The 26,017-nt window shown below is 41.2% G+C and carries 14 protein-coding genes; 8 read left to right on the top strand and 6 right to left on the bottom strand.

From position 1 onward, the window contains the following. The first annotated feature begins 399 nt into the window (after positions 1-399). Positions 400-1,950: a thiol-activated cytolysin family protein gene (locus C4H12_RS11595; RefSeq protein WP_106099057.1), complete on the top strand. Its 1,551-nt coding sequence runs from the start codon at positions 400-402 to the stop codon at positions 1,948-1,950. 85 nt (positions 1,951-2,035) lie between these two features. Here the strand turns inward: C4H12_RS11595 and C4H12_RS11590 are convergent, their stop codons facing one another. Continuing rightward, positions 2,036-12,301 (bottom strand): gliding motility-associated C-terminal domain-containing protein, encoded by a 10,266-nt coding sequence (locus tag C4H12_RS11590; protein WP_106099056.1) that lies wholly within the window; start codon positions 12,299-12,301, stop codon positions 2,036-2,038. Between the two features lie 836 nt (positions 12,302-13,137). Between C4H12_RS11590 and C4H12_RS11585 the strand changes: the two genes are divergently transcribed. From C4H12_RS11585 to C4H12_RS11555, 7 genes are all read left to right on the top strand, one after another. Continuing rightward, on the top strand, positions 13,138-13,968 hold the full coding sequence (locus tag C4H12_RS11585; RefSeq protein WP_106099055.1) for a 1,4-dihydroxy-2-naphthoyl-CoA synthase: 831 nt from the start codon (positions 13,138-13,140) through the stop codon (positions 13,966-13,968). An 84-nt stretch (positions 13,969-14,052) separates the two neighbouring features. Next, positions 14,053-14,412 (top strand): hypothetical protein, encoded by a 360-nt coding sequence (locus C4H12_RS11580; RefSeq protein WP_106099054.1) that lies wholly within the window; start codon positions 14,053-14,055, stop codon positions 14,410-14,412. An 86-nt stretch (positions 14,413-14,498) separates the two neighbouring features. Beyond that, positions 14,499-15,275: a (Fe-S)-binding protein gene (locus tag C4H12_RS11575; protein ID WP_106099053.1), complete on the top strand. Its 777-nt coding sequence runs from the start codon at positions 14,499-14,501 to the stop codon at positions 15,273-15,275. A 36-nt stretch (positions 15,276-15,311) separates the two neighbouring features. After that, entirely contained in the window at positions 15,312-17,783 is a 2,472-nt protein-coding gene (locus C4H12_RS11570) for a zinc-dependent metalloprotease (RefSeq protein WP_106099052.1), read from the top strand. Between the two features lie 155 nt (positions 17,784-17,938). Next, positions 17,939-18,664 (top strand): GDSL-type esterase/lipase family protein, encoded by a 726-nt coding sequence (locus C4H12_RS11565; RefSeq protein ID WP_106099051.1) that lies wholly within the window; start codon positions 17,939-17,941, stop codon positions 18,662-18,664. Between the two features lie 143 nt (positions 18,665-18,807). Next, the gene (locus tag C4H12_RS11560; RefSeq protein ID WP_106099050.1) at positions 18,808-19,287 is read left to right on the top strand and encodes a DUF4878 domain-containing protein; all 480 of its coding nucleotides are present in this window, start codon (positions 18,808-18,810) and stop codon (positions 19,285-19,287) included. A gap of 32 nt (positions 19,288-19,319) precedes the next feature. Next, on the top strand, positions 19,320-20,000 hold the full coding sequence (locus C4H12_RS11555) for a YiiX/YebB-like N1pC/P60 family cysteine hydrolase (RefSeq protein ID WP_106099489.1): 681 nt from the start codon (positions 19,320-19,322) through the stop codon (positions 19,998-20,000). 9 nt (positions 20,001-20,009) lie between these two features. Here the strand turns inward: C4H12_RS11555 and C4H12_RS11550 are convergent, their stop codons facing one another. The 5 genes from C4H12_RS11550 to thrS form a co-directional block, all read right to left on the bottom strand. Beyond that, entirely contained in the window at positions 20,010-22,172 is a 2,163-nt protein-coding gene (locus C4H12_RS11550) for a family 65 glycosyl hydrolase domain-containing protein (RefSeq protein ID WP_106099049.1), read from the bottom strand. Between the two features lie 145 nt (positions 22,173-22,317). Next, the gene (gene rplT / locus C4H12_RS11545) at positions 22,318-22,662 is read right to left on the bottom strand and encodes a 50S ribosomal protein L20 (RefSeq protein WP_106099048.1); all 345 of its coding nucleotides are present in this window, start codon (positions 22,660-22,662) and stop codon (positions 22,318-22,320) included. Between the two features lie 98 nt (positions 22,663-22,760). Beyond that, positions 22,761-22,958 (bottom strand): 50S ribosomal protein L35, encoded by a 198-nt coding sequence (gene rpmI / locus C4H12_RS11540; protein WP_009389967.1) that lies wholly within the window; start codon positions 22,956-22,958, stop codon positions 22,761-22,763. A 122-nt stretch (positions 22,959-23,080) separates the two neighbouring features. Further along, positions 23,081-23,560, bottom strand: a complete 480-nt coding sequence (gene infC / locus C4H12_RS11535) for a translation initiation factor IF-3 (RefSeq protein ID WP_254424773.1) — start codon at positions 23,558-23,560, stop codon at positions 23,081-23,083. Between the two features lie 90 nt (positions 23,561-23,650). Beyond that, positions 23,651-25,591 (bottom strand): threonine--tRNA ligase, encoded by a 1,941-nt coding sequence (gene thrS, locus C4H12_RS11530; protein WP_106099046.1) that lies wholly within the window; start codon positions 25,589-25,591, stop codon positions 23,651-23,653. Positions 25,592-26,017 lie beyond the last annotated feature (426 nt).

Genomic DNA, 26,017 nt, shown 5'->3' with positions numbered 1-26,017 from the left:
AACCAAAAAAACCACAACCAAAAAACATTCCCACCAAAAACACCCCAAAAAATAACCAAAGGAAAGTTACCAACTCAACTCAATAAGCACCCTCCAACAAAAAACCATAACCATATCTTGAACGAACGAATAACGAAGGATAAACGAACTATAAACGAAGGATAGTTACCAAGCTCCCGCAGCCGAGTATTCACAAACAACAGCTGTAGCCTCCCAAAACCTACTATCCTAAATATCACCACTATCCCCCTTCCCCAACTATCCATAAGAACTCCATTTCCTCATAATTTCTTAATAAAATCTAAATTCTGGCACAGAATTTGTTACTTTTTGGCAAATATTGCATGAAAGAATGAATTGAAAACATTATTAACGTAACTAATTAATAATTTTTTCAATATGAAAGTACAAAGTATGTATTTGAAAAGCAGCCTGTTAATTTTAGCTGCTATCACCCTCTTTAGCTGTAAAAAAGAGGACAACAACACTCCCCAACAACCAAAATTAGATGCTAAAAGCCTAAACGCCTACGTAGCCAAACTACCATCAGTAAAACAAAGAGAACCCTTCAAAGAAAGAGTTGTTTCTTCCAATACAGCACGCACCGCTGCTCTACTCGATGATTATATGCCCATAGCCGCCACCAAGTACTATGAGCAAGCCAAAGAGTATGAAAACCAACTCCTATACGCCGATAACGAAGAAGCCTTCTTCCCAGGCGCTATGTTCAAGGCAAAATCAGTGGTTGATGGCACTTATAACACCATTTTTGCACCCCGCAAGCCCTACACCATCTCCGTATCACTTACCGGCGATAAAACAAGCACTACAATCAAAGAAGCCAAACTATCAGCCGCCCGCGATGCTATTAGCGAACTGCTAAACAAAAACTTCAATGCCCCTCCCGCCAACATCACCTACGATAGCTATGAGGTACACGACGAACAACACCTCAAAGTCGCCTTAGGAGCCAATTACGAAGGAGCTATCAATAAAGTAAAAGGAAGCGTAGGATTTAAATACGACACCGAAAAAACACGCTATATCGTCAAAATAGAACAAGTATTCTACACCATCGATGTCGATCAACCCGAAAAACCATCCGACTTCTTTAGCGATAATTTCGATTACCAAAATGCCTTAGGAAACGAAAAACCTATCTACATCTCATCTATTAAATACGGACGTGTATTGCTCTTAGGCATTGAGTCTTCTCTCTCTAAATTAGAAGTCGAATCAAAAATTAACGCATCTTTCTTAAGTGGCAAAGCTACCGTCGAAGCCGAAGCTGCCTATAATGAACTCAGAAAAAAATCTACCATTACAGGACGTGTATATGGCGGAAATGCCAAATTAGCAGGCGAAAGCATAGGCGATTTTGCCGCCATTAGGAAATTCCTACAAGAAGGTGCCACTCTGGGCAAAGATAACTTAGGAGTACCTCTTTCATACCGTATGCGCGAGTTGGGCAGCAACCAGATTTTTAAAACTGTTATCTACTCCAAATACCAAAAAAATAATGTAGGTGCTATCGATAATAAAAAACTTGATTTTGACATTCTCGCCAAAAGAGATAACTTAGTCGATAAATTCAACAATAAAAAAAGAACCCTACACTACGTCATTAACCGAACCGATGAAAAAGGAGTAACCACCAGATCTAGCAAACTCACTTACGACCATTATTACTACGCTATACGCCAAAGAATGGTCGATTTTAAGAAAGGAGAAAGCATCAACATCGATGTACTAATACAGCAAGATAAAGGCGGAAAAATAGAGCTTACTTTCCCCCTACCCTCATTTGATGATTTAGTACGCGCTGTTATGAAGAAAAACGAAGGTCATTTATACGACCTTGATAAAGGTGCCGATCACGGTTTACGCCTACGCGATACTTCCGGACAGTACTACCTTACCATAGGTATCCAAAACCAAAAAATAAGATAATTAAAAGCCCAAAAACAACACAAAAAAAGCCCCTCGCAGAATGCGAGGGGCTTTCCTGTTTTATTACAATAAGCGCCTGATAATACTAGTTCTTTTTAAGGTATAACCAGCCTACTTCATTTTGTCTTTCATTATTCTCATTAGTATACTCTATTACATAGTAATAAGTACCCTGAGGTAATGTTTCAGGAGCTTCTATAGTTACACGTCCGTTCGAGATACCTCTAAATACTGTACGAACGTTATCATAGTGTTCAGCCTCCCATACTTTCACTCCCCAACGGTTATAGATGCGTACCACGTTATTAGGGTAGTTCTCTATTCCCGCAATATGGAAGTGATCATTTTCAGGATTACCTCCCACCGATACTCCATTGTAGATTACAAGTTTCTTAATAACCTGAATAGTTACTGTAGCTGTAGCACAACCTCCTGCGGTACAAAGCTCATACACAAAGGTATCTATTCCTGCAAAATTGTTATTAGGTCTGTATTCCACTGTACCATCTCCATTCACTACCGCTGTACCATTAGCTGGGGCTGTAGTAATGTTAGGCGTTGCTCCTTGAGGGGTATCATTGCCAAGTACGTTAATAGTTACCGGTGTATTAAGCGGAGTTGTTACTCTATCATCAACTGCAATAGGTGCTGCCGCTGGTACTCCTACCACAGTTACTGTTACAGTTGTTGCACTACTGCAGTTGCTACTGTTAGCCGTTTCACACAAGTAGTAAGTCATAGTGTATGTACCACTTGGCGTACCTGTCGGAACTATCACATCTCCACTCACTGGGTCGATACGAGGGGTTGTAGTACTTGTTGGTGTCGCAGTATGAATAGTAACACTCGCTACGGTTGCACTTTGGCTTCCTATACTATCATTAGTAAGTATATTACCTACAGTCACTGGCGTAGTAACAGTACCTGTTACAGTATATTCATCTCCTACTGTTGTAATAGTTGGGGTAGCTGTTGGGGTTGTCACTCCTACCACAGTTACTGTTACAGTTGTTGCACTACTGCAGTTGCTACTGTTAGCCGTTTCACACAAGTAGTAAGTCATAGTATACGTACCACTTGGCGTACCTGTCGGAACTATCACATCTCCACTCACTGGGTCGATACGAGGGGTTGTAGCGCTTGTTGGTGTCGCAGTATGGATTGTTACACTAGCCACTGTAGCTGTCTGACTACCTATGGTATCATTAGTAAGTATATTACCTACGGTTATTGGCGTAGTAACAGTACCTGTTACAGTATACTCATCTCCTACTGTTGTAATAGTTGGAGTAGCTGTTGGGGTTGTCACTCCTACCACGGTTACTGTTACAGTTGTTGCACTACTGCAGTTACTGCTATTTGCCGTTTCACACAAGTAGTAAGTCATAGTATAAGTACCACTTGGCGTACCTGTAGGAACTATCACATCCCCACTCACTGGGTTGATACGAGGGGTTGTAGTACTTGTTGGTGTCGCAGTGTGGATTGTTACACTAGCCACTGTAGCTGTCTGACTACCTATGGTATCATTAGTAAGTATATTACCTACGGTTACTGGCGTAGTAACTGTACCTGTTACAGTATATTCATCTCCTATTGTTGTAATAGTTGGGGTAGCTGTTGGAGTTGTCACTCCTACCACGGTTACTGTTACAGTTGTTCCACTACTGCAGTTACTGCTGTTTGCCGTTTCACACAAGTAGTAAGTCATAGTGTATGTACCGCTTGGCGTACCTGTAGGAACTATCACATCCCCACTCACTGGGTTGATGTATGGCTCAGTAGGGGTAGTAGGCGTAGCTGTATGAATAGTAACACTCGCTACGGTTGCACTTTGGCTTCCTATGGTATCATTAGTAAGTATATTACCTACAGTCACTGGCGTAGTAACAGTACCTGTTACAGTATACTCATCTCCTACTGTTGTAATAGTCGGTGTAGCAGTTGGTGTTGTCACTCCTACCACGGTTACTGTTACAGTTGTTCCACTACTGCAGTTACTGCTGTTTGCCGTTTCACACAAGTAGTAAGTCATAGTGTATGTACCACTTGGCGTACCTGTCGGAACTATCACATCCCCACTCACTGGGTCGATACGAGGGGTTGTAGCACTTGTTGGTGTCGCAGTGTGGATTGTTACACTAGCCACTGTAGCTGTCTGACTACCTATGGTATCATTAGTAAGTATATTACCTACGGTCACTGGCGTAGTAACAGTACCTGTTACAGTGTACTCATCTCCTATTGTTGTTATAGTTGGGGTCACTGTAGGTTGAGCTGGTAATATTATTGTCGCTGTACTTGTTGTACAATTTCCGCTATTTAACTTATCACAGATTTGATATACTATAGTGTAAGTACCTGCTGGTGTATTGTTAGGAACGGTTACTTTACCATCACTATCCAATGTAGGGGTACTAGTGCCTGCTTGTTTAGGGGTTGCTCCTGTAACTACCGATACATTTACAGTACTAGTAGTTGTAGTTGCTGTACCTATCTTGTCATTATCAAGTACCGACTTGGTGCTTGTTCCTGTGGTAATAGTAAAGGTATCTGGATTAGCTGTGATAGATGGCGTACCTACTACAATAGTAGCTGTACTTGTTGTACAGTTTCCTGTATTTAACTTATCACAGATTTGGTATACTATAGTATAAGTACCTGCTGGTGTATTGTTAGGAACGGTTACTTTACCATCACTATCCAAAGTAGGGGTACTAGTACCTGCTTGTTTAGGGGTTGCGCCTGTAACTACCGATACATTTACGGTACTAGTAGTTGTAGTTGCTGTACCTAGCTTATCATTATCAAGTACCGACTTGGTGCTTGTTCCTGTGGTAATAGTAAAGGTATCAGGATTAGCTGTAATAGATGGTGTTCCTACTACAATAGTTGCTGTACTTGTTGCACAGTTTCCTGTATTTAACTTATCACAGATTTGATATACTATAGTGTAAGTACCTGCTGGCGTATTGTTAGGAACGGTTACTTTACCATCGCTATCCAAAGTAGGTGTGTTAGTACCCGCTTGTTTAGGGGTTGCTCCCGTAACTACCGATACATTTACGGTACTAGTAGTTGTAGTTGCTGTACCTATCTTATCATTATCAAGTACCGACTTGGTGCTTGTTCCTGTGGTAATAGTAAAGGTATCTGGATTAGCTGTGATAGATGGCGTACCTACTACAATAGTAGCTGTACTTGTTGCACAATTTCCGCTATTTAGCTTATCACAGATTTGATATACTATAGTGTAAGTACCTGCTGGTGTATTGTTAGGAACGGTTACTTTACCATCACTATCCAAAGTAGGGGTACTAGTACCTGATTGTTTAGGGGTTGCACCTGTAACTACCGATACATTTACAGTACTAGTAGTTGTAGTTGCTGTACCTATCTTGTCATTATCAAGTACCGACTTGGTGCTTGTTCCTGTGGTAATAGTAAAGGTATCTGGATTAGCTGTGATAGATGGCGTACCTACTACAATAGTAGCTGTACTTGTTGCACAATTTCCGCTATTTAGCTTATCACAGATTTGATATACTATAGTGTAAGTACCTGCTGGTGTATTGTTAGGAACGGTTACTTTACCATCACTATCCAATGTAGGAGTGCTAGTACCTGATTGTTTAGGGGTTGCGCCTGTAACTACCGATACATTTACGGTACTAGTAGTTGTAGTTGCTGTACCTAACTTATCATTATCAAGTACCGATTTGGTGCTGGTTCCTGTCGTAATAGTAAAGGTATCTGGATTAGCAGTGATAGATGGCGTACCTACTACAATAGTAGCTGTACTTGTTGTACAGTTTCCGCTATTTAGCTTATCACAGATTTGATATACTATAGTGTAAGTACCTGCTGGTGTATTGTTAGGAACGGTTACTTTACCATCACTATCCAAAGTAGGGGTACTAGTACCTGATTGTTTAGGGGTTGCGCCTGTAACTACCGATACATTTACAGTACTAGTAGTTGTAGTTGCTGTACCTATCTTGTCATTATCAAGTACCGACTTGGTGCTTGTTCCTGTGGTAATAGTAAAGGTATCAGGATTAGCTGTGATAGATGGTGTACCTACTACAATAGTAGCTGTACTTGTCGCACAATTACCAGCGTTTAGCTTATCACAGATTTGGTATACTATAGTATAAGTACCTGCTGGCGTATTGTTAGGAACGGTTACTTTACCATCGCTATCCAAAGTAGGGGTACTAGTACCTACTTGTTTAGGGGTTGCTCCCGTAACTACCGATACATTTACAGTACTAGTTGTTGTAGTTGCTATACCTATCTTATCATTATCAAGTACCGACTTGGTGCTAGTTCCTGTGGTAATAGTAAAGGTATCAGGATTAGCTGTGATAGATGGTGTACCTACTACAATAGTAGCTGTAGCTGTATCACAAGCAGTAATACCTGATATTACAGCACAAATCTTGTATCCTATTTGGTAAGTACCCGATTTAGTTCCTGCTGGAACAGTAACTGTACCATCAGCATTAAGGGTAGGTGTTGCACTACCTGTAGCTCCTACAGCTGGGGTAGTTACCGTCATACTTACAGTAGCAGCAGTAGCTGTTTGGTTGCCTACTTTATCATTTGCGAATACTGTCTTAGTTGAAGTAGTAACAACCGAACCATCTGTTACAGCAAAGTCATCATCTACTGCATCTATTTTTACTAAAACAATAGTGCTAGTTTTGGTAACAGTATTGCCAAATGGATCTTTTGCTACAAAAGTAACTGTTACCACTCCGTTACTATTACACAAATCAGCTGGTTTTACAGCGTTATAGTTGTTAGTAATACTTACCACACCACAACTATCGGTAGCAGTAGCTATACCTAGCCACTGAGTGATAGTTGCCGTAGCGTTTTGGCAATTAAGTACCAAAGGAGCCGGAGCTGTTAGGGTAGGTAAGGTTGTATCATCAACTATTAAGGTAACAGGTACGCGAGCACTTTCGCAACCTACAGCAGGTGCTTGTGCTACATATACTGTTTGTATGGTACGAGCCGTTACCTGAGTATTAATGGTAGGCACTGCAATAGTAGTTGTACTAGTAGCTGTAGCATACCAACGTAAGTTATGAGCAGGTGCTGCAGTAACATAGCCTGCAAACGATACCACATTAGGGGTAGCTGTAGGGCATAAAGTATTGTTACTTACAGTAGGGGTAGCTGCCGAAGGCTTCACTATTACTGTTACTGTTTGAGTAGCTTCACAACCATTGGTGCGTTTTATTTTTAACAAATAAGTAATGGTATGTGCAGCACTAAGGCTTGCTCCTGTATAAGTAAATACAGGCTCTTTGATATTAGAGTCAGATAGGTAAGCCAAAGTACCTGTAGCGGTAGCTTCCCAAGTATAGGTCTCATAAGTAGGTGCTCCCGAGATATGAGTAAGGGTAATAGGAGTACTGCTACAAGTAGTTACAGTACTTACCAAAGCTTCTACTACAGTAGGAGCAGGTACTGTTACAGCCACATCATTACACAAGCAATGGTTAGCTGTATTACGTATAGAAAGCAACAAACGGCATACTTTATTTTGAGCTATCTCAATAAGTGCTGTTTGGGTAAGAGTAGCTCCTGCAGGCACTGATAGACCTGTAAGAGTAAAGTCTTCCAGCTTTTCATCAGTAGCCTCTTCTATAAGTCCGTTGTTATTAAGGTCATTATATAAGCTCACTTTAAGAGTACCTGTAAAGGTAACTGTAGATGAAGCAGCATTGGTGAGCAAGTACTGCAAGGTAAGTTTTTCCTTACCGTTTTGGGCTACAGCTTTTACTACTTGTACGTTTTGAAGGCTTATTCCTGCTCTTTCCACAGGAATAACTACTTCTCCACGTTTGGTTGTAGTTTCAACAGTAATAGTAGGACAAGGATTCACAACACCACCAGGGCAGGTTACCCCTTGTACTTTATCCGTAGTGAAATACTGTATTTTAGAGTTTTCAGTACAGTTATCTATAGGTGTATTAGCTTTCTGCTTAATACGAATGGTGTATTCAAAGTAATCATTCCCCTTCATTTCAGCAGGGATTTTGATATGTAAGTCACTTCCTCCATCAGGGGTAGGAACTGTAGCAGGAGTAGCTAATGTAGGATCGGCGAAATAAGTACCTGTTTTACCTATAAAACTAAATGAATTGGCAATATACTCAAACTCTTTAGGGATGCGTATTACTACCATACCCTTATCTTCAGTTTTGAAGTGCTGCCCAGGAGAAAGATCAATAATTTGATGTTTCCCTTTAAACAGAGCGTACTCAGTACTACAAGCATTGGCATTACCACCAGCACTTACAATAGAGTTATTCACCTTATAAAGGTTGGCGTTCACCCCAGCAATACCAGCAATAATTACTTTTGTTTTATCTCCTTCAGCAGGATTACCACAAAGGTTGTTACCTTCAATATCAATGTCAAAAGATGAACCTGCAGTAAATTCACAGCCTGGCTGTACATTAAAGCTGAGTTTTAGGTTACGCCTATTCACATTATTCTGCTCGGTAATAGTACCAGGAAGGCTACCGTTAGGCAATATATCACTAAGATCATAAATAGTTTTATTACCTATGGTTTGTACACCTATAGGTTTAGCGCTAGTAGTGGTATAGTAGGTACCGCTATTAAGTGGATACTCTACTGTTACATCACTAATAGTAAGACCATCTTGTTTTACTACTACAAGTTTAGCATCAAAAATATCACCTTCGTCACCACTATTAATAGTATATTCATACTTAGTTTTTTGGCACATTGATATAGAGCCTATTTTATCAGGATTATTCTCTCCTGGGTTTGTAGGGCTAGGAGTAATCTGTTTTAAGCTCTTAGCAATTTTTACATTATAGGTGATTTGGTTTTCATGGCAGGTATGAGCATACCCTCGTGTAGGGTTCTCATTACAGTTCCAGCCTGCATACACTCCAAAGTTAATATTACCAGCTGTACAGTTTGTAATTTGGTACTCTAACCTAAAACGGCGTTCTTTATTTTTTTGAATAGTACCTGTACCAGTGGTAGTACCTTCACTTAAGAAGTACATCTTTTCACCAGAAATAGCTTGAGGGGTAAATGTATTTATCACATTGCCACTTGCATCAATTTCAGTAAGCTTACTGATATTAACCCCTTGTACATCAGGTATTGATACCCAACCGTAAGGAGCATCAGCCACACTGGTATTGGTAATCTTAAACTCTAAGGTTTGGGTACGCTGGTTAGCCGTAATAATTTGTGGGGTTTGAGTAAGAAGGTTAATAGCAGGTTTTTCAAAATATCTAATATCCTGACTAATAGCTGCTGGGACTACCATCTTATTAGCTTTATCAGCGTAATGGTAATAATAATCTTCATATTCTATCTCTAGCTTAGCCACTTGGTTATCAGCAATGGCTTGGTTGTAGTTTACAAATAATTTTGAATCACAGGTAGCTTGTAACCATGTTTTGATTTCACTATCATAACCATTTTCTACCGATATTTCACCTGGGTACAAGTAACCTGCACTACCTTCGGCAGGGTTAATATAGGTATAGGTTTTGAAGATACCATCGTTACTAACGGTAAAGCTAGACACTGGTATTTTTATAGCGCTACCCCCTTCGGCATAATCTCTATATTTCTTTCTAAAACCATATTCAACATCTTTGGCAAGGTTATAGGATACAGGCACTATTACTTTGAAATACTTAATACGCCTACCAGGACGAAACTCATCGGTAAAGTAAGCACCTATAGTAGCAAAACGACGTGCTAAATAACCTTGGTTAGAACCTATATTTGTTATGTTGCAGGCTTTTATGGTGTAAGCATTAGTACCCATAATAGTATAGGTCTCGGCTACATAAAATGCAGGTGTTTGTTTTGCCCCACAATAAAGAGCATTGGTATGGATACCTTTTGCATCTATACTATTATCTGAATAGTTAGCAAGCATATAAAAGAATGACTCGCCACCAGAAGGTATATCATAGGTATAGTCTTTAATATTAGTAGTATTAGGGTTGTTTACCTGATAGGTAGCTACTACACTAAAAGTTGCTCCCGCAGGTATACCTCCAGTAGGCAATACAGAAGTAAGATCCCAACGATAGTAGTTACCATTATTATCACTTACCTCTGCTACATTCGTAGCATTAGCTGGCAGGGTTGCCACAGGGTTATTACCTACTTTAATAGTAATCTTTTTAGGTACTAACTTCACGTGTTTCACTATAGTTGCGTGGTAAAACAAGTTGGTAGCAACATCTGCCCCTTGTTTACCTACAGCAGTAATCTCAATTTCGTCAAGATGTAAAGCACGTTGGCGTTGTATTTCCGATACATTATCACGTGTTTGGCGAGTGGTCATAGTATAGTCAGTCCAACCATAAGAGTTTTCAGCACGTTCGGCTTTAGTATTTAACAACTCTGGGGCTGCAATACCACAATGGCCAGGACATATAGCGTTTAGAGTGTGGCGCTCACATATTAACTGAAGCTCACAAGCAAGAGGTGTATTGGCATTATCAATGTGATAGATGCTATAATCTATATTTAGATTGCCTGAAGTACAAGGTGTTGTAAGTTCAACATCAAAGCTGATATAACCCTTTTCGGTATCAGCAGTAGTATATGAAAGGGTTCCTCCTGGCGGCACATCAGCAAGTGCAATAGGTGCCTTTTTCGAGGTACCATAGTCATCACCTATATAGAACTTCACATTTTTAAGCCCAATACCTTGAGGTAATTTTACTTCATAACGGAAGCGGCGTTCATTATGTTTTAAATACTGACCTTTAAGCACCTCATAGTTATAATAAGTATGCCCTCCAAAGATAACATAACCAGGTTTAGAGGTATTTTGAGCAAGCTCAGTAGGAAATTTAGAAGCATCGTTAATACCTAAGAAAAGGCGACGCATAGTGTTAGCACTAATGGCAAAGGCATCCGATTTTAATGAGGCTCCACAAGCATCTTTATAGAAAAACTGCACTTGAGGTGAAATAGCAAACTGCCCTCCTGCATCTTTCAAGCATACCAAAGGCTCATTCTTAACCATATCAAAACGGATAGTAAGCTGCGCGTTGGTAGCTAAATCATCTCGAAAACCATCACCATCAATATCGGTAAGACCTATATCTTTAGTACCCAAAGTAGTATGCAACAGCTCAGGTAGGTTATTGAAGTCTATATTCCTGTCTACAATAGTAGTGTTATCAGGAGTCATTGAGCTGATTGGCACCTCAGTATTATCAGTAGCTACCAAACGGAAGTTAGTAGGACGATGAAACTTAAACTTCTGGCTACTAAGATATGATTGTAGTAGCATACTCAAGTCATAAGCCGTACCGTTACCACTACCTGCATTGGTGAATTTTACTGTGAAAACACCCAGCTTATTCCCACAAATACCATCCGCCCACTGAAAATAACTTTCGGTGTTATTGGTATTCATTTCAATCTTCGGCGTACCAGTAAGCACATTAATAGCTCTTGCACGGTCACGCATTTCATACAATTGGGTAATGCTTTCGCCCCAATAGGCTTCATATTTTATATTGCGGTTAGAATCACAGCCTGTTACGGTATAATTCTCAGTAATGGTAATCTCGTCGTTTTTTCCAAAACCACCACTAGTACTTGTTACACGATATAGCTTTTCTCCCGTATTATTACCTACACCAGAAGGTACTGTACCAACCGGACTAAGCACAGCCCCATTATAACGGATGCTGTTACCAGTGATACCTGTAGGATATTTCACACTAAAATATATATCTTTTACTTTCCCGTCCCCCGAGTTACGCAACACAAAGGTCTTGTTGCTTGTCCCCGAAGCATTGTTATGAGTTTCCTCACTTATAGGAGAAAACTGCACCACTATCTTAGGTACAGGAAGCGAATAGTCATTGGAGTCCTTAGCATCAGTAGCGGAACCTGATGTTACGCTTATGCGGTCTTTGAGTGTTACCGAAGAAGCGTTAAGGGTAGCAAGGGCGGCTTTAGTTACCTTCCTCTTAATAGTAAAGGTAATGCCCCCTGATGCACCGGTGAAAGTAAACTTAGGCTTACCTGCAGGTGATCCTGCTACATAGTCCACCGTTGCTGCACCACTCGCTTTGGCAAGTGAACCCGCCACATACTCAATCCCTGTAGGGAAAGTAATTTCGGCAGAGGCAGTGTTTGCAGGTAAAGTAAGAGTTACCGTAAGCGTACCAGCGCTAAAATTTTCATTAGCGAAGTTCACTGGCGTTTGGGCTACTATATGTCCTACTATGGTTTGTGCCGAAATATTCCCGACACAGCAAAGGAACAATGTTAGTAACACATTCTTTAAAAAAAATTTCTGCATACTAAATTTAAGTTTTTTTTATTAAAAATCAGAATTAAGAATTAAAATTTCTATAGTGTAAAAAGCGCGCAAAAGTAAGGAATAGAACAATCCCTCGCATTTCTGCTGCATAAGTTTTATTGATAATCCTATTAATTAAAATGATATAATTTGATAATAAACAGTTTATTGGAGGTGCAAAGGTACAAATAATTAATGAATGAGCAAAATTTTCGATAGAAAGATACTAAATAAGAAGCAGCCTATAAGAGGCAATAACAAAAATGCAACATTTAACCCATTTCGTTGCTGATTATGCAAAAAGAAAAACAAACACCCTTTTCCCCTCCTCCCTCCTCTCCCCTAATTTCCTCCCATCTACCCCCCATCTCCTAACTCCTCTCCCCTTCATTGCGAATAATGCAAAACTCTCCTCCTCCCTCCCTATCCCCTACCTACTAACTCCTATACCTTTATAATCAGACCATTACACCTCCACCCTCTTACCTCTTACCTCTTATCTTTTACCTACTTTAAACGAACGAATAACGAACTATAAACGAACTATAAACGAAGGATAACCTTCCCTTCCCTGATTCTCAAGCCTTTCCCCTCTCCTCCCTCACTTTACCAAATCCGCAACCAAAACCCCCAATCCTTACATTTTTCTCATCCCTCCCCACATTTCCCCTCATTTTCCTCAGCCACTACCCCCTATCTCCTACCCCCTATCTCCTACCCCCTATCTCCTACCCCCTATCTCCTATCCCCTAATTCCACTCTCCAACTTGTGATTTCGAAATTATTTCATATCTTTGCAGCCCGAAAATAATAGGTTCAACTTATATACAAATCCTATGAACTGGATAACCGTAAAAGAATACGAAGATATTACTTATAAAAAATGCGAGGGCGTAGCACGTATCGCCTTTAATAGGCCTGAAGTGCGCAATGCCTTCCGCCCAAAAACAACTGCCGAACTGCTGGACGCCTTTAAAGATGCGTATGAAGATGTGAATATCGGCGCCGTACTCCTCTCTGCCGAAGGACCTTCCCCAAAAGATGGCGTATGGAGCTTCTGTAGCGGGGGCGACCAAAAAGCACGCGGACACCAAGGATACGTAGGCGAAGACGGATACCACCGCCTCAATATCTTAGAAGTTCAACGCCTCATCCGCTTTATGCCCAAAGTCGTAATTGCAGTAGTCCCTGGTTGGGCTGTTGGGGGCGGACACTCACTACACGTAGTCTGCGACCTTACCCTCGCCAGCAAAGAACACGCTATATTTAAACAAACCGATGCCGATGTCACCAGCTTCGATGCCGGTTACGGCTCTGCTTATCTCGCCAAGATGGTCGGACAGAAAAAAGCCCGCGAAATATTCTTCTTAGGGCGCAACTACTCCGCTCAAGAAGCCTTCGAGATGGGTATGGTCAATGCCGTAATCCCTCACGCCGAACTCGAAACTACCGCTTTTCAGTGGGCTCAAGAGATAATGGCTAAATCACCTACTTCTATCAAAATGCTAAAGTTCGCTATGAACCTTACCGACGATGGTATGGTAGGGCAACAGGTTTTTGCAGGGGAAGCTACCCGCCTTGCCTATATGACCGATGAAGCTAAAGAAGGACGAAACGCTTTCTTAGAAAAACGCAAACCAAACTTCGAGAAAAAGTGGATACCTTAATGCCCTGCACAAAGGCACTTAAGCACCCCCACAGTGCGAGTTGGTAGCTCGTGCTAAATTGATAAATCCACAAATTATTTTAAAATGAAAGAAATCGTTAAAAACAAGATTAAAAATTGGTTAGTTGCGATTGATTGTCAAGAAACCTTACCTAATGACATTGTTGCGCTGAATTTCAACATCTCCGAACCTTACGAATTGGAACTTATAGGCTCTTCTTGGTATGATGAGCAAGACCCCGATTGGGCTTGCGATGACGATTTTGTACCCAACGACTGCTTTTTACCTTTAGAAGAAATCTCTGAAGAGGTACATTGGGAACAAGTCCTCTCAATGATTACCGAGATTCTTAAAGAAATAGTAGCTGAAAACAGTATCAAACTTTTTAATGTACAACATATAGCCGTAGGTTTTGTAGACGGTGATTTAGTAATCGTAAAATAACCTACAGCATTTCGCTAGTGCGAGCTTGTAGCTCGTGCCAAAACACCAAATTACAGCCCGTGCGGCTCGCACCAAATTAGATTATTATGATTCCAACAATGGCAGAACTATCGGCGAAAGGAGAACGCCCCGAAGTGCTTTTTTGGGTAGGTTGTGCAGGCAGTTTCGACCAACGGGCACAGCGTATTGTTAAAGCTTTCGCTCACTTACTACAACAGGCAGGAGTGCGCTTCGCTGTACTCGGCACCGAAGAAAGCTGCACCGGCGACCCTGCTAAAAGGGCAGGAAATGAGTTCCTTTTCCAAATGCAGGCAATGATGAACATACAAGTGCTCAACGGTTATCAGGTAACCAAAATAGTAACCGCTTGCCCACACTGCTTTAATACCCTAAAAAACGAATATCCCGCACTCGGCGGCCATTACCAAGTAATGCATCACACCGAGCTGCTCAAAAGCCTTGTACAAGAAGGACGACTTACCATAGAAGATGGCGCCTTCAAAGGCAAACGAATCACCTTTCACGACCCTTGCTACCTCGGTAGGGCTAATAAAGTATATAACGCACCACGCGAACTTTTAGAAAAACTCGATGCCGATTTGGTCGAAATGAAAAGCTGCAAAGCACGAGCCCTATGTTGCGGGGCTGGTGGCGCACAGATGTTTAAAGAATCCGAAAAAGGAGACAAAGAAATAAACATACTGCGCACCGAACAAGCCTTACAAGTCAACCCCGATATCATCGCCACCGCTTGCCCCTTCTGCCATACGATGATGTCCGATGGGGTAAAAACCAAAGAAAAAGAAAAACAAGTAAAGGTATATGATATAGCCGAATTACTCGAATCACACACCAAAATATAAATTAAAAACGAATCAAAATAAAACGTTATTTAAAATATGAAGAGACACATCACATTACTGCTTTTGGCAGTTGGCACACTAGCTTATGCTCAAAAAGTGCCTGCTACTAAAGACACTATTGCTAAGGACACTACTAAAACTAAAACAGTTGAAAAAACTCCTGAGCAAAAACGAACTGAAGAATACAATAAGCTCATCAAAAAAGGAGGAACAGAACGCAATGGGGTTTTTACCGTCCGCAAGATTGAAGAGAAATGGTATTTTGAAGTACATGACACACTTATTAACCGCTACTTTTTGTGTGTAACAAGGCTTAAAACAGCTCCACAAAACCTCGGTTACTATGCCGGCGAAAAAATGAACCAACAAACAGTTTACTTTGAGCAAAAAGATGAGAAAACCCTCATAATGCGCTCATTTGTAAACCGTCAAGAAGCCGATAGCACTCATAACATCTACACAGCAGTAATGAACTCTAGCACCAACCCAATAGTAGCTTCGTTCAACGTAATAGGGCGCAACCCCAAAACCAAAGCCCAACTCATAGATGTTAGCTATTTCTTCCAGCAAGATAACAGCATTATCAGCCTGCCTAGCAGCTTTAAAACAGAAAAGAAATTAGGAGGCGTTGCCCCCGATCGCTCTTTTGTACACGATATCCGCACCTACCCTATCAATACCGAAGTGCATACTGTAAAAACCTTTTCAGCATCACCTAGCAATATCCCTTCGGCGAACTACACAGGGGCTGTAACCTTGGAGCTAAACACTTCAATGGTATTACTACCCAAAGTCCCTATGCAAAAACGCCTATTTGATAACAGAGTAGGATTCTTTGCTACAGGCTTCACCAAATTCAGTGATAAGCAACAGCGTACCGAAACCGAGTACTACATACACCGCTTCCGCTTAGAGCCTCGCAAGGAAGATATGAAAAAATACCTTGCAGGGCAGTTAGTTCGTCCCAAAAAGCAAATAGTTTTTTACATTGATCCTGCTACCCCTAAGCAATGGCAAAAATACCTTATCTTAGGTGTGAACGATTGGAATGTAGCTTTTGAACAAGCAGGCTTTAAGGATGCTATCGTAGCTAAAGAGTGGCCTAAGGACTCTACTATGAGCTTGGAAGATGCACGTTTCAATGTAATACGTTACCTACCTTCCGAAATTAGCAATGCCTATGGCCCCAACATAGCCGATCCGCGCAGTGGCGAAATTATTGAGTGCCACGTAGGTTGGTATCACAATGTAATGAAAATCCTACAACAGTGGTATATGCTGCAAGTAGGTGCTGTTGATAAGCGCGCACGTGCATTGCACTACTCCGAAGAGCTTATGGGCGATTTGATACGTTTTGTATCATCTCACGAAATAGGTCACTGCTTAGGCTTGCGCCACAATATGGGAGCTAGTAGCCAAACCCCTGTAGAGAAACTACGTGATAAAAAATGGGTTGAAGCCAATGGCCACACAGCATCTATTATGGATTACGCACGCTTTAACTACGTAGCACAACCCGAAGATAATATAGGCAGCAAAGGGCTTTACCCTCGCATCGGGGCTTATGACAAATGGGCTATTGAGTGGGGCTACCGCTATTACCCCAACAAGTACAAAGATGAGTACGCCGAGCAAGAAGCCCTTGCCGCTATGGTTACCGAAAAACTGAAAGCACATCCCAACTTATGGTTTGGTGGTGAAGGCAAAGGAGAAGACCCTCGCGCCCAAACCGAAGACCTATCCGATAATGTGATGAAGGCAAACACCTATGCCCTCAAGAACCTTCGTTATATAGTAAGCAATCTGCATCAGTGGCTTAAAGAGCCTAATGATACTTACACTTACTTTATTGATATGCAAAATGCTGCTGTACTACAATACCGCCGTTACACCAACCACGTGGTAAAGTTCATAGGAAGCAGATATACCAACTTAATCAATAACAATGAGGTATTCTATCAAGAAGTGCCTAAAGAAAAAATGAAAGAGGCTATTGCGTTCTTAGATAAAGAACTATTTGATGCGCCTCTTTGGCTGTACCCTCAGTCTATTATCAATATAACAGGTGTAGATGCCGATAAAGAGATAATGGAATGGCAAGCTGCAAACCTAACTGTTTTGCTTAGTGATAATCTGCTGTACCGCTTCAGCCATTTGGCTTTAAGTTCCAAAAATCCGTATCCAGCTGATGAGTATTTAAATGATTTATTTGCGGCTGTATGGAAACCTCTTAACAGTCCCGAAGCACGCAAAAATGCCATACGCCGTGGCACCGAGCGCTCTTACCTGCTCACCTTGGCTAAGGTTATCAATCCTGAAGAGAACAAAACAGCCAAACTCACCCTGCAACAAATGAGTGATGCACGCCTATTTGCCCTTCAGCATTTAGACAAAGTAGAAAGTTACTTAAAACAAGCGCTCCCTACCGAGCCTGCAAACTCTATCAACCACTTGCACTACCAACAATTATTAAAAGAGATAGACAATATCAAAAACCCTAAAAAATAGTGCAAGAATCTAAACCCGATTGCTTATTTATTACCATTTTATAAAAATAGCTAATGCTTGTGCGTATCACAAAAGATAACTCCTCAAGCATTAGCTTTTTTCTTTGTGGTAAATGAACCTATTCTTTTATCTTCCTATTATTAATAATTACACTTATGAAATACTTCTTCACTTTCACTTTGCTGATGAGCTGGTGGCTAACCTCAGCCCAAACGGCTACTCCTACTATTGTTATTAAGGCAGCTATCCCTTTTGAGCACGCCGATGAACTCCCTTGGCTTACCCGCTACCAAAAGGATATCAACTATTACCAAAAACAGAACAAGCGCCTACCAAACCTTCAGTGTGATGCCCTTTTCTTGGGCAGTTCCTCTATCAATATGTGGGACAGCATTTATGAGGATTTTGGGCCTCTACAGCTCATTCGTCGCTCATACGGAGGGGCTACCCTTCGTGATATGATTTACAACTACCCTACCATTGCCAAAGGTTACCAACCCAAAAACATAGTGCTATATGTCGAGAACGATTTGGGCACTCACAAAGAGGGTGTAAATGCGGTGCAGTGCTTTGATCTTTTCCGCATCCTTATAGGCAAGCTAAAAGCCGAATACCCCAACACACCCCTTTGGGTTCTCTCCCTAAAGCCTTCGCCTCATAAAGCCCACCAGCTGGCAGACCAACTCCTAGTAAATGCCTTCCTTCAACAAAATGCCGAACTACAAGGCTATACTTACATTGATATCACCTCGGTTATGTACGATGCCCAAGGACAGTTGCGCACCGATATTTTCAAAGAAGACGAGCTTCACCTAAACGCCGAAGGCTACAAACTATGGACTGCTATCTTAAAACCAATATTAACAGCACCCCACCATTAGCCCCCACACCCAGCCCCTCATCTCCTTATAAATTTCCAAAAACATTTGTTTATTTAAAATTAATTCGTACTTTTGCCCCATAATAGTAACAGCACACGCTGTCTCACCCCCGAAAATAACTTAATTTTAAATATTTATATACAATGAAAAAACTGTTTTTATCCCTCTTCCTATTAGGAAGCCTATTCTTAGTTTCTTGTTCAGGAAACTCACCTAAAGCCGTTGCCGAAAAATTTATGAAAGCCATTTATGACTACGACTTTAAAGAAGCTCAAAAATATTGCGACCAGCCTACCGCTCAAATGTTAAGTGCCCTTGAAGGCTTCTCCAAAGCAGTACCCGAAAAGGAGAAAAAAGCTAAAAAATTCACCATCACAAAAGAAGAAATTAACGGCGATACCGCTAAAGTATACTTCAAAACCGAAGGAGAAGAAAAAGAAGATACTGTTGATCTTAAAAAAATCGACGGCAAATGGCTCGTAACTGTAAATAAAGAAAATGGTAAAGAAGGCGGAAAAACCCCTTCTATGGACGTTCCTGATACACAAGAAGATGAAGAAGAAGGAGCCTCTGTAATCGAAGAAGCAGAAGACGCAACCTCTACTACTGAAGCTAATCAATAGTAGATATGCCTAAACAATTTAAAAATCCCAAGATGAAAAAAACTACCAAAGTAGTCCTTATCACTCTTGGGATTTTTTTTCTCCTATGGGCAGCCTTTAAACTTTTCTTCTACTTCGATGCCCAACAAGAAAAACGCCTCGTAGCAGCCAACCTCAAACAAACACGACTCACCCAACTACAACTCACCCAACTACAAGAAGGCGACATCATCCTACGCCGTGGCTACGGACTCTTCAGCGATATGATAGCCGATATGCTCAATAACAAAAAATACGACGTCACCCATTCAGGTATCCTACACAAAAAAGGGAACGAATGGTACGTAATTCATTCCCTTTCTTCCGATGTAAGTAATACCGACGGAGTACAAGAACAGCCTTTAAAAAACTTCCTACAGTACTCTATGCCCGAAAAACTATTAGTAGTACGCCCCAATAACATCACCCCTGCACAAGGCACCCAAGTAGTAAAAAGAGCCCAATACTACCTACAAGCAAAAATACCCTTTGATCACATAGGCACTATCGATGAGCCCTCACAACTCTATTGCACCGAGCTCATCTACCAAATCCTAGATAATGACCTCCATTACATAGCCTTCCCCACCGATAAAAAGGTGCGCAAAGACACCTTTTCCACTATGACTACCCTCTACAACCCTCAGTACTTCACCATCATTATCGATACCTATCCAGCCACCACAAGCCAATAAGTACGCCTGCTAATTTGTAAACGTATAACTCCTTATATCTCCTCTAAAATCCACCTTAAAGCTAAGACTCTTCCAGTGTTTAGGCAAATGCGGATTAAATACCAATTCACCATTCTTCACCCGCATACCAGCAAACCCCTCTACTATACTAAGCCAAGTACCAGCCATCGAGGTAATATGAAGCCCCTCGTGCACCTCCTTGTTATAGTCGTCCAAGTCAAGTCTAGCAGTGCGCAAATACAGCTGGTAAGCCTCCTCTCTTTTGCCCAATGCCGATGCCAGTACACTATGCACACACGGTGATAAGGATGATTCGTGTACCGTGAAAGGCTCATAGAACTCATAGTGCTTTTGCAGTTCTTCTTTGCTGAAATGATCTTCAAAAAAGTAAAACCCTTGCAGCGTATCCGCCTGCTTAATATACACCGAGCGTAGTATCCTATCCCACGACCAATGCTGGTTAATAGGGCGCTCAGCCGCATCAATACAGCCCACCGGTTTCAGTTCTTTATCCAAAAAACCATCTTGCTGCAAGAAAATGCCCCGCTCTTTATCATAAGGCAAATACATATTTTTAGCAATATCACCCCAGCTTTCTATCTCATCAGCACCTACCTCAAGCTCTTTAATTATACGCCCTGTAGCTTCCTCAGCCTCATATTTCAGCATTATTTCCGAAGCATACCGTAAGCACCATATAGCTATAAAGTTAGTATAAAAGTTATTATTCACGTTATTTTCGTACTCATTAGGCCCAGTTACTCCTAGTATAACATATTTCTTCTTATCTGCCGAAAAAGAAGCTCTTTGTGCCCAAAAACGAGCGATAGCTACAAGCACCTTCACCCCGTAATTCTTTACATACTCCTCATCACCCGTATAACGCGTATAATTGTAAATAGCAAAAGCTATAGCCCCATTGCGGTGTATCTCTTCAAAGGTAATCTCCCACTCATTATGGCATTCCTCACCATTCATTGTAACCATAGGGTAAAGAGCAGCCCCACCAGTAAAGCCCAATTTCTTAGCATTAGCTATAGCCTCAGGCAGCTGGTTATACCTGTACATTAGTAAGTTACGTGCTACATTAGCACCTTTGGTAGCCATATAAAAAGGTAAGCAGTACGCCTCAGTATCCCAATAAGTACTGCCGCCATACTTCTCACCTGTAAATCCTTTAGGCCCTATATTTAGGTTTGCATACTTGCCCGAGTATGTTTGGTTCAATTGGAAAATATTAAACCGGATACCCTGTTGGGCAGCTTCATCTCCTTCAATCACTATATCCGATGTCTCCCATATAGCCGCCCAGCACTTCTTTTGATAGTCTAAGAGTGTATTAAAAAGCCCTTCTTTCTCATCAAAAGCAGGAAATTCAGCACCTCCCGATTTTTTTGTAAGATACCCCCCATATTTCTCAATACAAAACCTCTGATGTTTCTTAACCCTCACCTCATATTGTAAGCCTATATAGTTCTCTTTCCTATGTTCCTTAGGTTTTATAGCCAATGCTTCTTTGCCTACAAACAAATCATTCCGCATAAAGGTTTGTACCCTAAAGCCTGTTTTTTTAGTTTCAGCTACTATTTGAGCGCTGTTTTCTGTACTTGCTACAGATAGGGTATCCCAAAAATGCTCATCCCAGTTAGCATCATTATTTTTGATACCGCTATCTAAATAGCTTTCTATTTCTATAGTAGCATCTGTAGTAAGCGGAGTAATTTGGTAGCGTAAGGCGCCAAGTTCATCGCAATACAACGACAGGAAGCGCAAGGCTTTCACTTCCACTTCTTGATAATTAGGTAGCACAGCCCTAAATGAACGCTCATACCATCCCTCTTTCATATTCAGCTGCCTCCTGAAGTCTTTCACCTCAATACAAGTATTCAAATCCAGTAACTCCCCATTTATTTTGATATGTAGTCCTATCCAGCTTGGCGCATTCAGTACTTTAGCAAAATACTCGGGGTAACCATTCTTCCACCATCCTACACGTGTTTTATCAGGGTAATACACCCCGCCTATGTAACTACCTTGCAAGGTATTACCACTGTAATCTTCCTCAAAATTAGCACGCATACCCATAGCCCCATTACCAAGACTAAAAATACTCTCGTGCTTTGTAACCTCAGCTTTATCAAAGCCTTCAACTATAATATTCCAAGTATTCATATTTATTTATCTAATTGCCGCAAATGTACAAAACAAATTCCAACTAACAAAAAGATTTTCAAGCCCTAACAAGTCTTCCCACAAAAAAAGCCGCCTCTTTAAGGCAGCTTTCTCTATATACGGAATTATATCGTGTGTTAAACGTTTATTTTACTTTTTCTACAATAGCTTTGAACGCTTCTGGGTGGCTCATTGCCAAATCGGCAAGAACCTTGCGGTTAAGCTCAATGTTAGCAGCTTTAAGTTTACCCATAAATTGTGAGTATGACAAGCCGTGCAAGCGAGCACCTGCGTTAATACGCACAATCCACAAAGCGCGGAAGGTTCTCTTCTTGTTACGACGGTCACGGTAAGCATACTGCATTGCTTTCTCAACAGCGTTTTTAGCTACCGTCCAAACGTTTTTTCTGCGGCCAAAGAAACCTTTGGCTTGCTTCATTATCTTTTTTCTACGAGCTCTACGAGCTACTGCATTTACTGATCTTGGCATAAATTCTTTTTTTTAATTTTTGTAGCAGGTGGTTCGTGCTTAAAACAAACTCTTAGGGGTACCTACTCCACGGTTATTAAATTCCTACTATAAAACAATTATTTTAAGCCTAATTGTTTCTTTACACTCGCTTCGTCATTAGTATGTACAAGGGTAGCGTGTGTAAGTGCTAACTTGCGTTTTTTAGCCTTCTTAGTTAAGATGTGGCTTTTGAACGCGTGTTTCCTTTTGATTTTGCCAGAGCCTGTTAGCTTAAAACGCTTCTTAGCTCCCGATTTAGTTTTAATTTTTGGCATTTGCTTAGATATTTATTGATATAATTCCGTTCTCCCCCTACCCCTCACAAGGAGGGGAGTTATGGGAGTTTATTCTTTACCCTCACTTTTATCCTCCCCTTGGGGGAGGGTTAGAGAGGGGATTATTTCTTCTTAGGTAAAGGGGCTAGGAACATTGTCATACGTTTCCCCTCAAGTTTAGGCATCTGCTCTACCTTACCATACTCTTCAAGGTCGGTAGCTAGGCGCAATAACAGTATTTCACCTTGGTCTTTGTAGATGATAGAACGCCCTTTGAAAAACACGTAGGCCTTCACTTTTGAGCCTTCTTTGAGAAACTTCTCACCGTGCTTCTTCTTAAAGTCGTAATCATGGTCATCAGTTTGAGGCCCAAAGCGAATTTCCTTAATCACTACCTTAGTAGCCTTAGCTTTCATTTCCTTCTCACGCTTTTTCTGCTCGTAAAGAAACTTCTTATAGTCTATTACTTTACAAACTGGTGGCGTGGCATTTGGTGATATTTCCACCAAATCAAGTTCTAATTCATTAGCAATTTCTAATGCTTTACGAGTGGGGTATACGCCGCTCTCAACGTTCTCCCCTACCAAACGTACCTCTGGCACCCTAATATCTCTATTAAGGCGATGTGGTTGTTTGTCATCTCTACCTGGTGTGTTACTTTTTTTAATGATGGCTATTTAAATTTTAAATTTTTATTCAAATTGTTTGATACTCTTTGCTATCTCCCCTTTTATAAGGTTAGCAAAAGCCTCAACGCTCATACTGCCTAAGTCTTCTCCTCCGCGTTTGCGTACCGATACTGTACCTTCTTTTTCTTCATTCTCACCTACAATAAGCATATAAGGCACTTTTTGCTTCTCAGCCTCACGTATCTTTTTACCCATTGTTTCTGCCCTATTATCTATAAGGGTACGTACATCTTGATTTTCTAAGTCTTTCAGTACCTTTTGGGCATATCCCTCATACTTCTCACTAAGTGATAGTACTATAGCTTGGTCAGGGGTAAGCCATAACGGGAAGTTACCTCCTGTATGTTCTAATAAGATAGCTACAAAGCGCTCCATACTACCAAAAGGCGCACGGTGTATCATCACTGGGCGGTGCATTTCATTATCTGCCCCTTTATACCAAAGATCAAAACGCTCAGGAAGATTATAATCCACTTGTATAGTACCTAATTGCCAACTCCTGCCCAAAGCATCTTTCACCATAAAGTCTAGCTTAGGTCCATAGAAAGCTGCTTCTCCTGTTTCTATCACATAGTTAAGCCCCTTTTCTTTAGCCGCATTAATAATCGCGTTTTCAGCCTTAGCCCAGTTCTCATCACTACCTATATACTTAGTAAGGTTCTCAGGATCACGTAATGATACCTGCGCAGTAAAATTCTCAAATCCTAACGATCCAAACACATAAAGCACCAAGTCTATTACGTGCTTGAACTCTGCATCTAACTGCTCTGGAGTACAGAAAATATGCGCATCATCTTGAGTAAAGCAACGCACACGAGTCAGCCCGTGTAATTCACCACTCTGCTCATAACGATATACAGTACCAAACTCCGCAAAACGCTTAGGCAAATCCTTATAACTCCAAGGATGTGAGTTATATATCTCACAGTGATGCGGACAGTTCATAGGTTTTAGTAAATATTCCTCACCTTCGTTAGGGGTTGCTATCGGTTGGAAACTATCCTTACCATATTTATCCCAGTGTCCCGAGGTAACATATAAATTCTTATGTCCTATATGTGGGGTTACTACTTGCTCATAACCCGCTTGTTTTTGGGCTTTACGCAAAAACGTCTCCAAGCGCTCACGTAAGGCGGCTCCTTTAGGCAACCAAAGCGGCAATCCCTGCCCCACCTTGTTCGAGAAGGTAAACAATTCCAACTCTTTACCCAATTTGCGGTGGTCACGTTTCTTAGCCTCTTCCAGTAGCTCAAGATATTCAGTAAGCTCCTTTTGTTTCGGGAACGAAATACCATACACACGCGTAAGTTGTGGTTTATGCTCATCACCACGCCAGTAAGCACCAGCAGCACTTAGCACCTTCACAGCCTTTACAAATCCAGTATTAGGAATATGCCCTCCCCTACAAAGGTCGGTAAAAGTACTATGATCACAGAAGGTAATACTACCATCCTCAAGCGCTTCAATAAGCTCCGTCTTATACTCGTTTTTACCCACGTAGTACGACAAAGCCTCTGCCTTGCTCACAGGGCGCATTTTAAATGGGTGCTTGCCTCTGGCTATCTCCAAAAACTTAGCCTCAATAGCCGCAAAATCTTTCTCCGAAATCGGTTTCCCATTGAAATCAACATCGTAATAAAAACCATTAGCTATCGCAGGTCCTATAGTAAGTTTTATCCCTGGGTATAACTCCTCAAGCGCTTGAGCCAAAATATGCGCCGATGAGTGCCAAAAAGCCTTCTTACCCTCAGGATTATCCCAAGTATAAAGCACCAAACTACCATCCGTCGTCAGCGGTGTAACCGTCTCTACTGTAACACCATTAAAACTGGCAGACAGTACGTTACGCGCCAACCCCTCACTAATAGAGGCAGCTATTTCAGCAGGTGTAATCCCACTTTGGTACTCTTTAACCGAGCCGTCGGGTAAGGTAATTTTAATCATCTTTATATTGTTGATTTTTTTAGTATACTTCTATTTGAAAGTGCAAAAGTACAAATAATTTTTTAATTAGCAAAAAATCTTTCTTACTCATATTCCCCTTTTTTCATCAAGCACTACAAATACTTTTATCTTTCCTCCCCAATTATTCCCCTTCCAACTACAAAAATACAAATAATTCCCCAATCCACCTAATCACACTCTCCCCCCCAATCTCACATCATTCATTAATCCCATTCATCCTCCCCTACTCTCTCCCCATCTATCTTTCGTCCCTCTTACCTCCTCCCCTCTAATTCCTAACTCCTTTCCCCTACTCCCTCCCCATCTATCTTTCGTCCCTCTTACCTCCTCCCCCTTAATTCCTAACTCCTTTCCCCTACTCCCTCACCATCTACCTCCTATCCCCTGCCTCCTATCCCCTAAATT

Source organism: Capnocytophaga sp. oral taxon 878 (genome assembly GCF_002999135.1).
Taxonomy (GTDB): domain Bacteria; phylum Bacteroidota; class Bacteroidia; order Flavobacteriales; family Flavobacteriaceae; genus Capnocytophaga.
The sequence above is the reverse complement of the archived record's forward strand: the minus strand, read 5'-3'. Positions and strand labels throughout refer to the sequence as shown.

Coding starts and splice junctions, on each gene's coding strand:
- rplT (WP_106099048.1), bottom strand. CDS start 22,662: ATGCCAAGATCAGTAAATGCAGTAGCTCGTAGAGCTCGTAGAAAAAAG.
- C4H12_RS11595 (WP_106099057.1), top strand. CDS start 400: ATGAAAGTACAAAGTATGTATTTGAAAAGCAGCCTGTTAATTTTAGCT.
- C4H12_RS11565 (WP_106099051.1), top strand. CDS start 17,939: ATGAAATACTTCTTCACTTTCACTTTGCTGATGAGCTGGTGGCTAACC.
- thrS (WP_106099046.1), bottom strand. CDS start 25,591: ATGATTAAAATTACCTTACCCGACGGCTCGGTTAAAGAGTACCAAAGT.
- C4H12_RS11550 (WP_106099049.1), bottom strand. CDS start 22,172: ATGAATACTTGGAATATTATAGTTGAAGGCTTTGATAAAGCTGAGGTT.
- C4H12_RS11580 (WP_106099054.1), top strand. CDS start 14,053: ATGAAAGAAATCGTTAAAAACAAGATTAAAAATTGGTTAGTTGCGATT.
- C4H12_RS11570 (WP_106099052.1), top strand. CDS start 15,312: ATGAAGAGACACATCACATTACTGCTTTTGGCAGTTGGCACACTAGCT.
- C4H12_RS11555 (WP_106099489.1), top strand. CDS start 19,320: ATGAAAAAAACTACCAAAGTAGTCCTTATCACTCTTGGGATTTTTTTT.
- rpmI (WP_009389967.1), bottom strand. CDS start 22,958: ATGCCAAAAATTAAAACTAAATCGGGAGCTAAGAAGCGTTTTAAGCTA.
- C4H12_RS11575 (WP_106099053.1), top strand. CDS start 14,499: ATGATTCCAACAATGGCAGAACTATCGGCGAAAGGAGAACGCCCCGAA.
- C4H12_RS11585 (WP_106099055.1), top strand. CDS start 13,138: ATGAACTGGATAACCGTAAAAGAATACGAAGATATTACTTATAAAAAA.
- C4H12_RS11590 (WP_106099056.1), bottom strand. CDS start 12,301: ATGCAGAAATTTTTTTTAAAGAATGTGTTACTAACATTGTTCCTTTGC.
- C4H12_RS11560 (WP_106099050.1), top strand. CDS start 18,808: ATGAAAAAACTGTTTTTATCCCTCTTCCTATTAGGAAGCCTATTCTTA.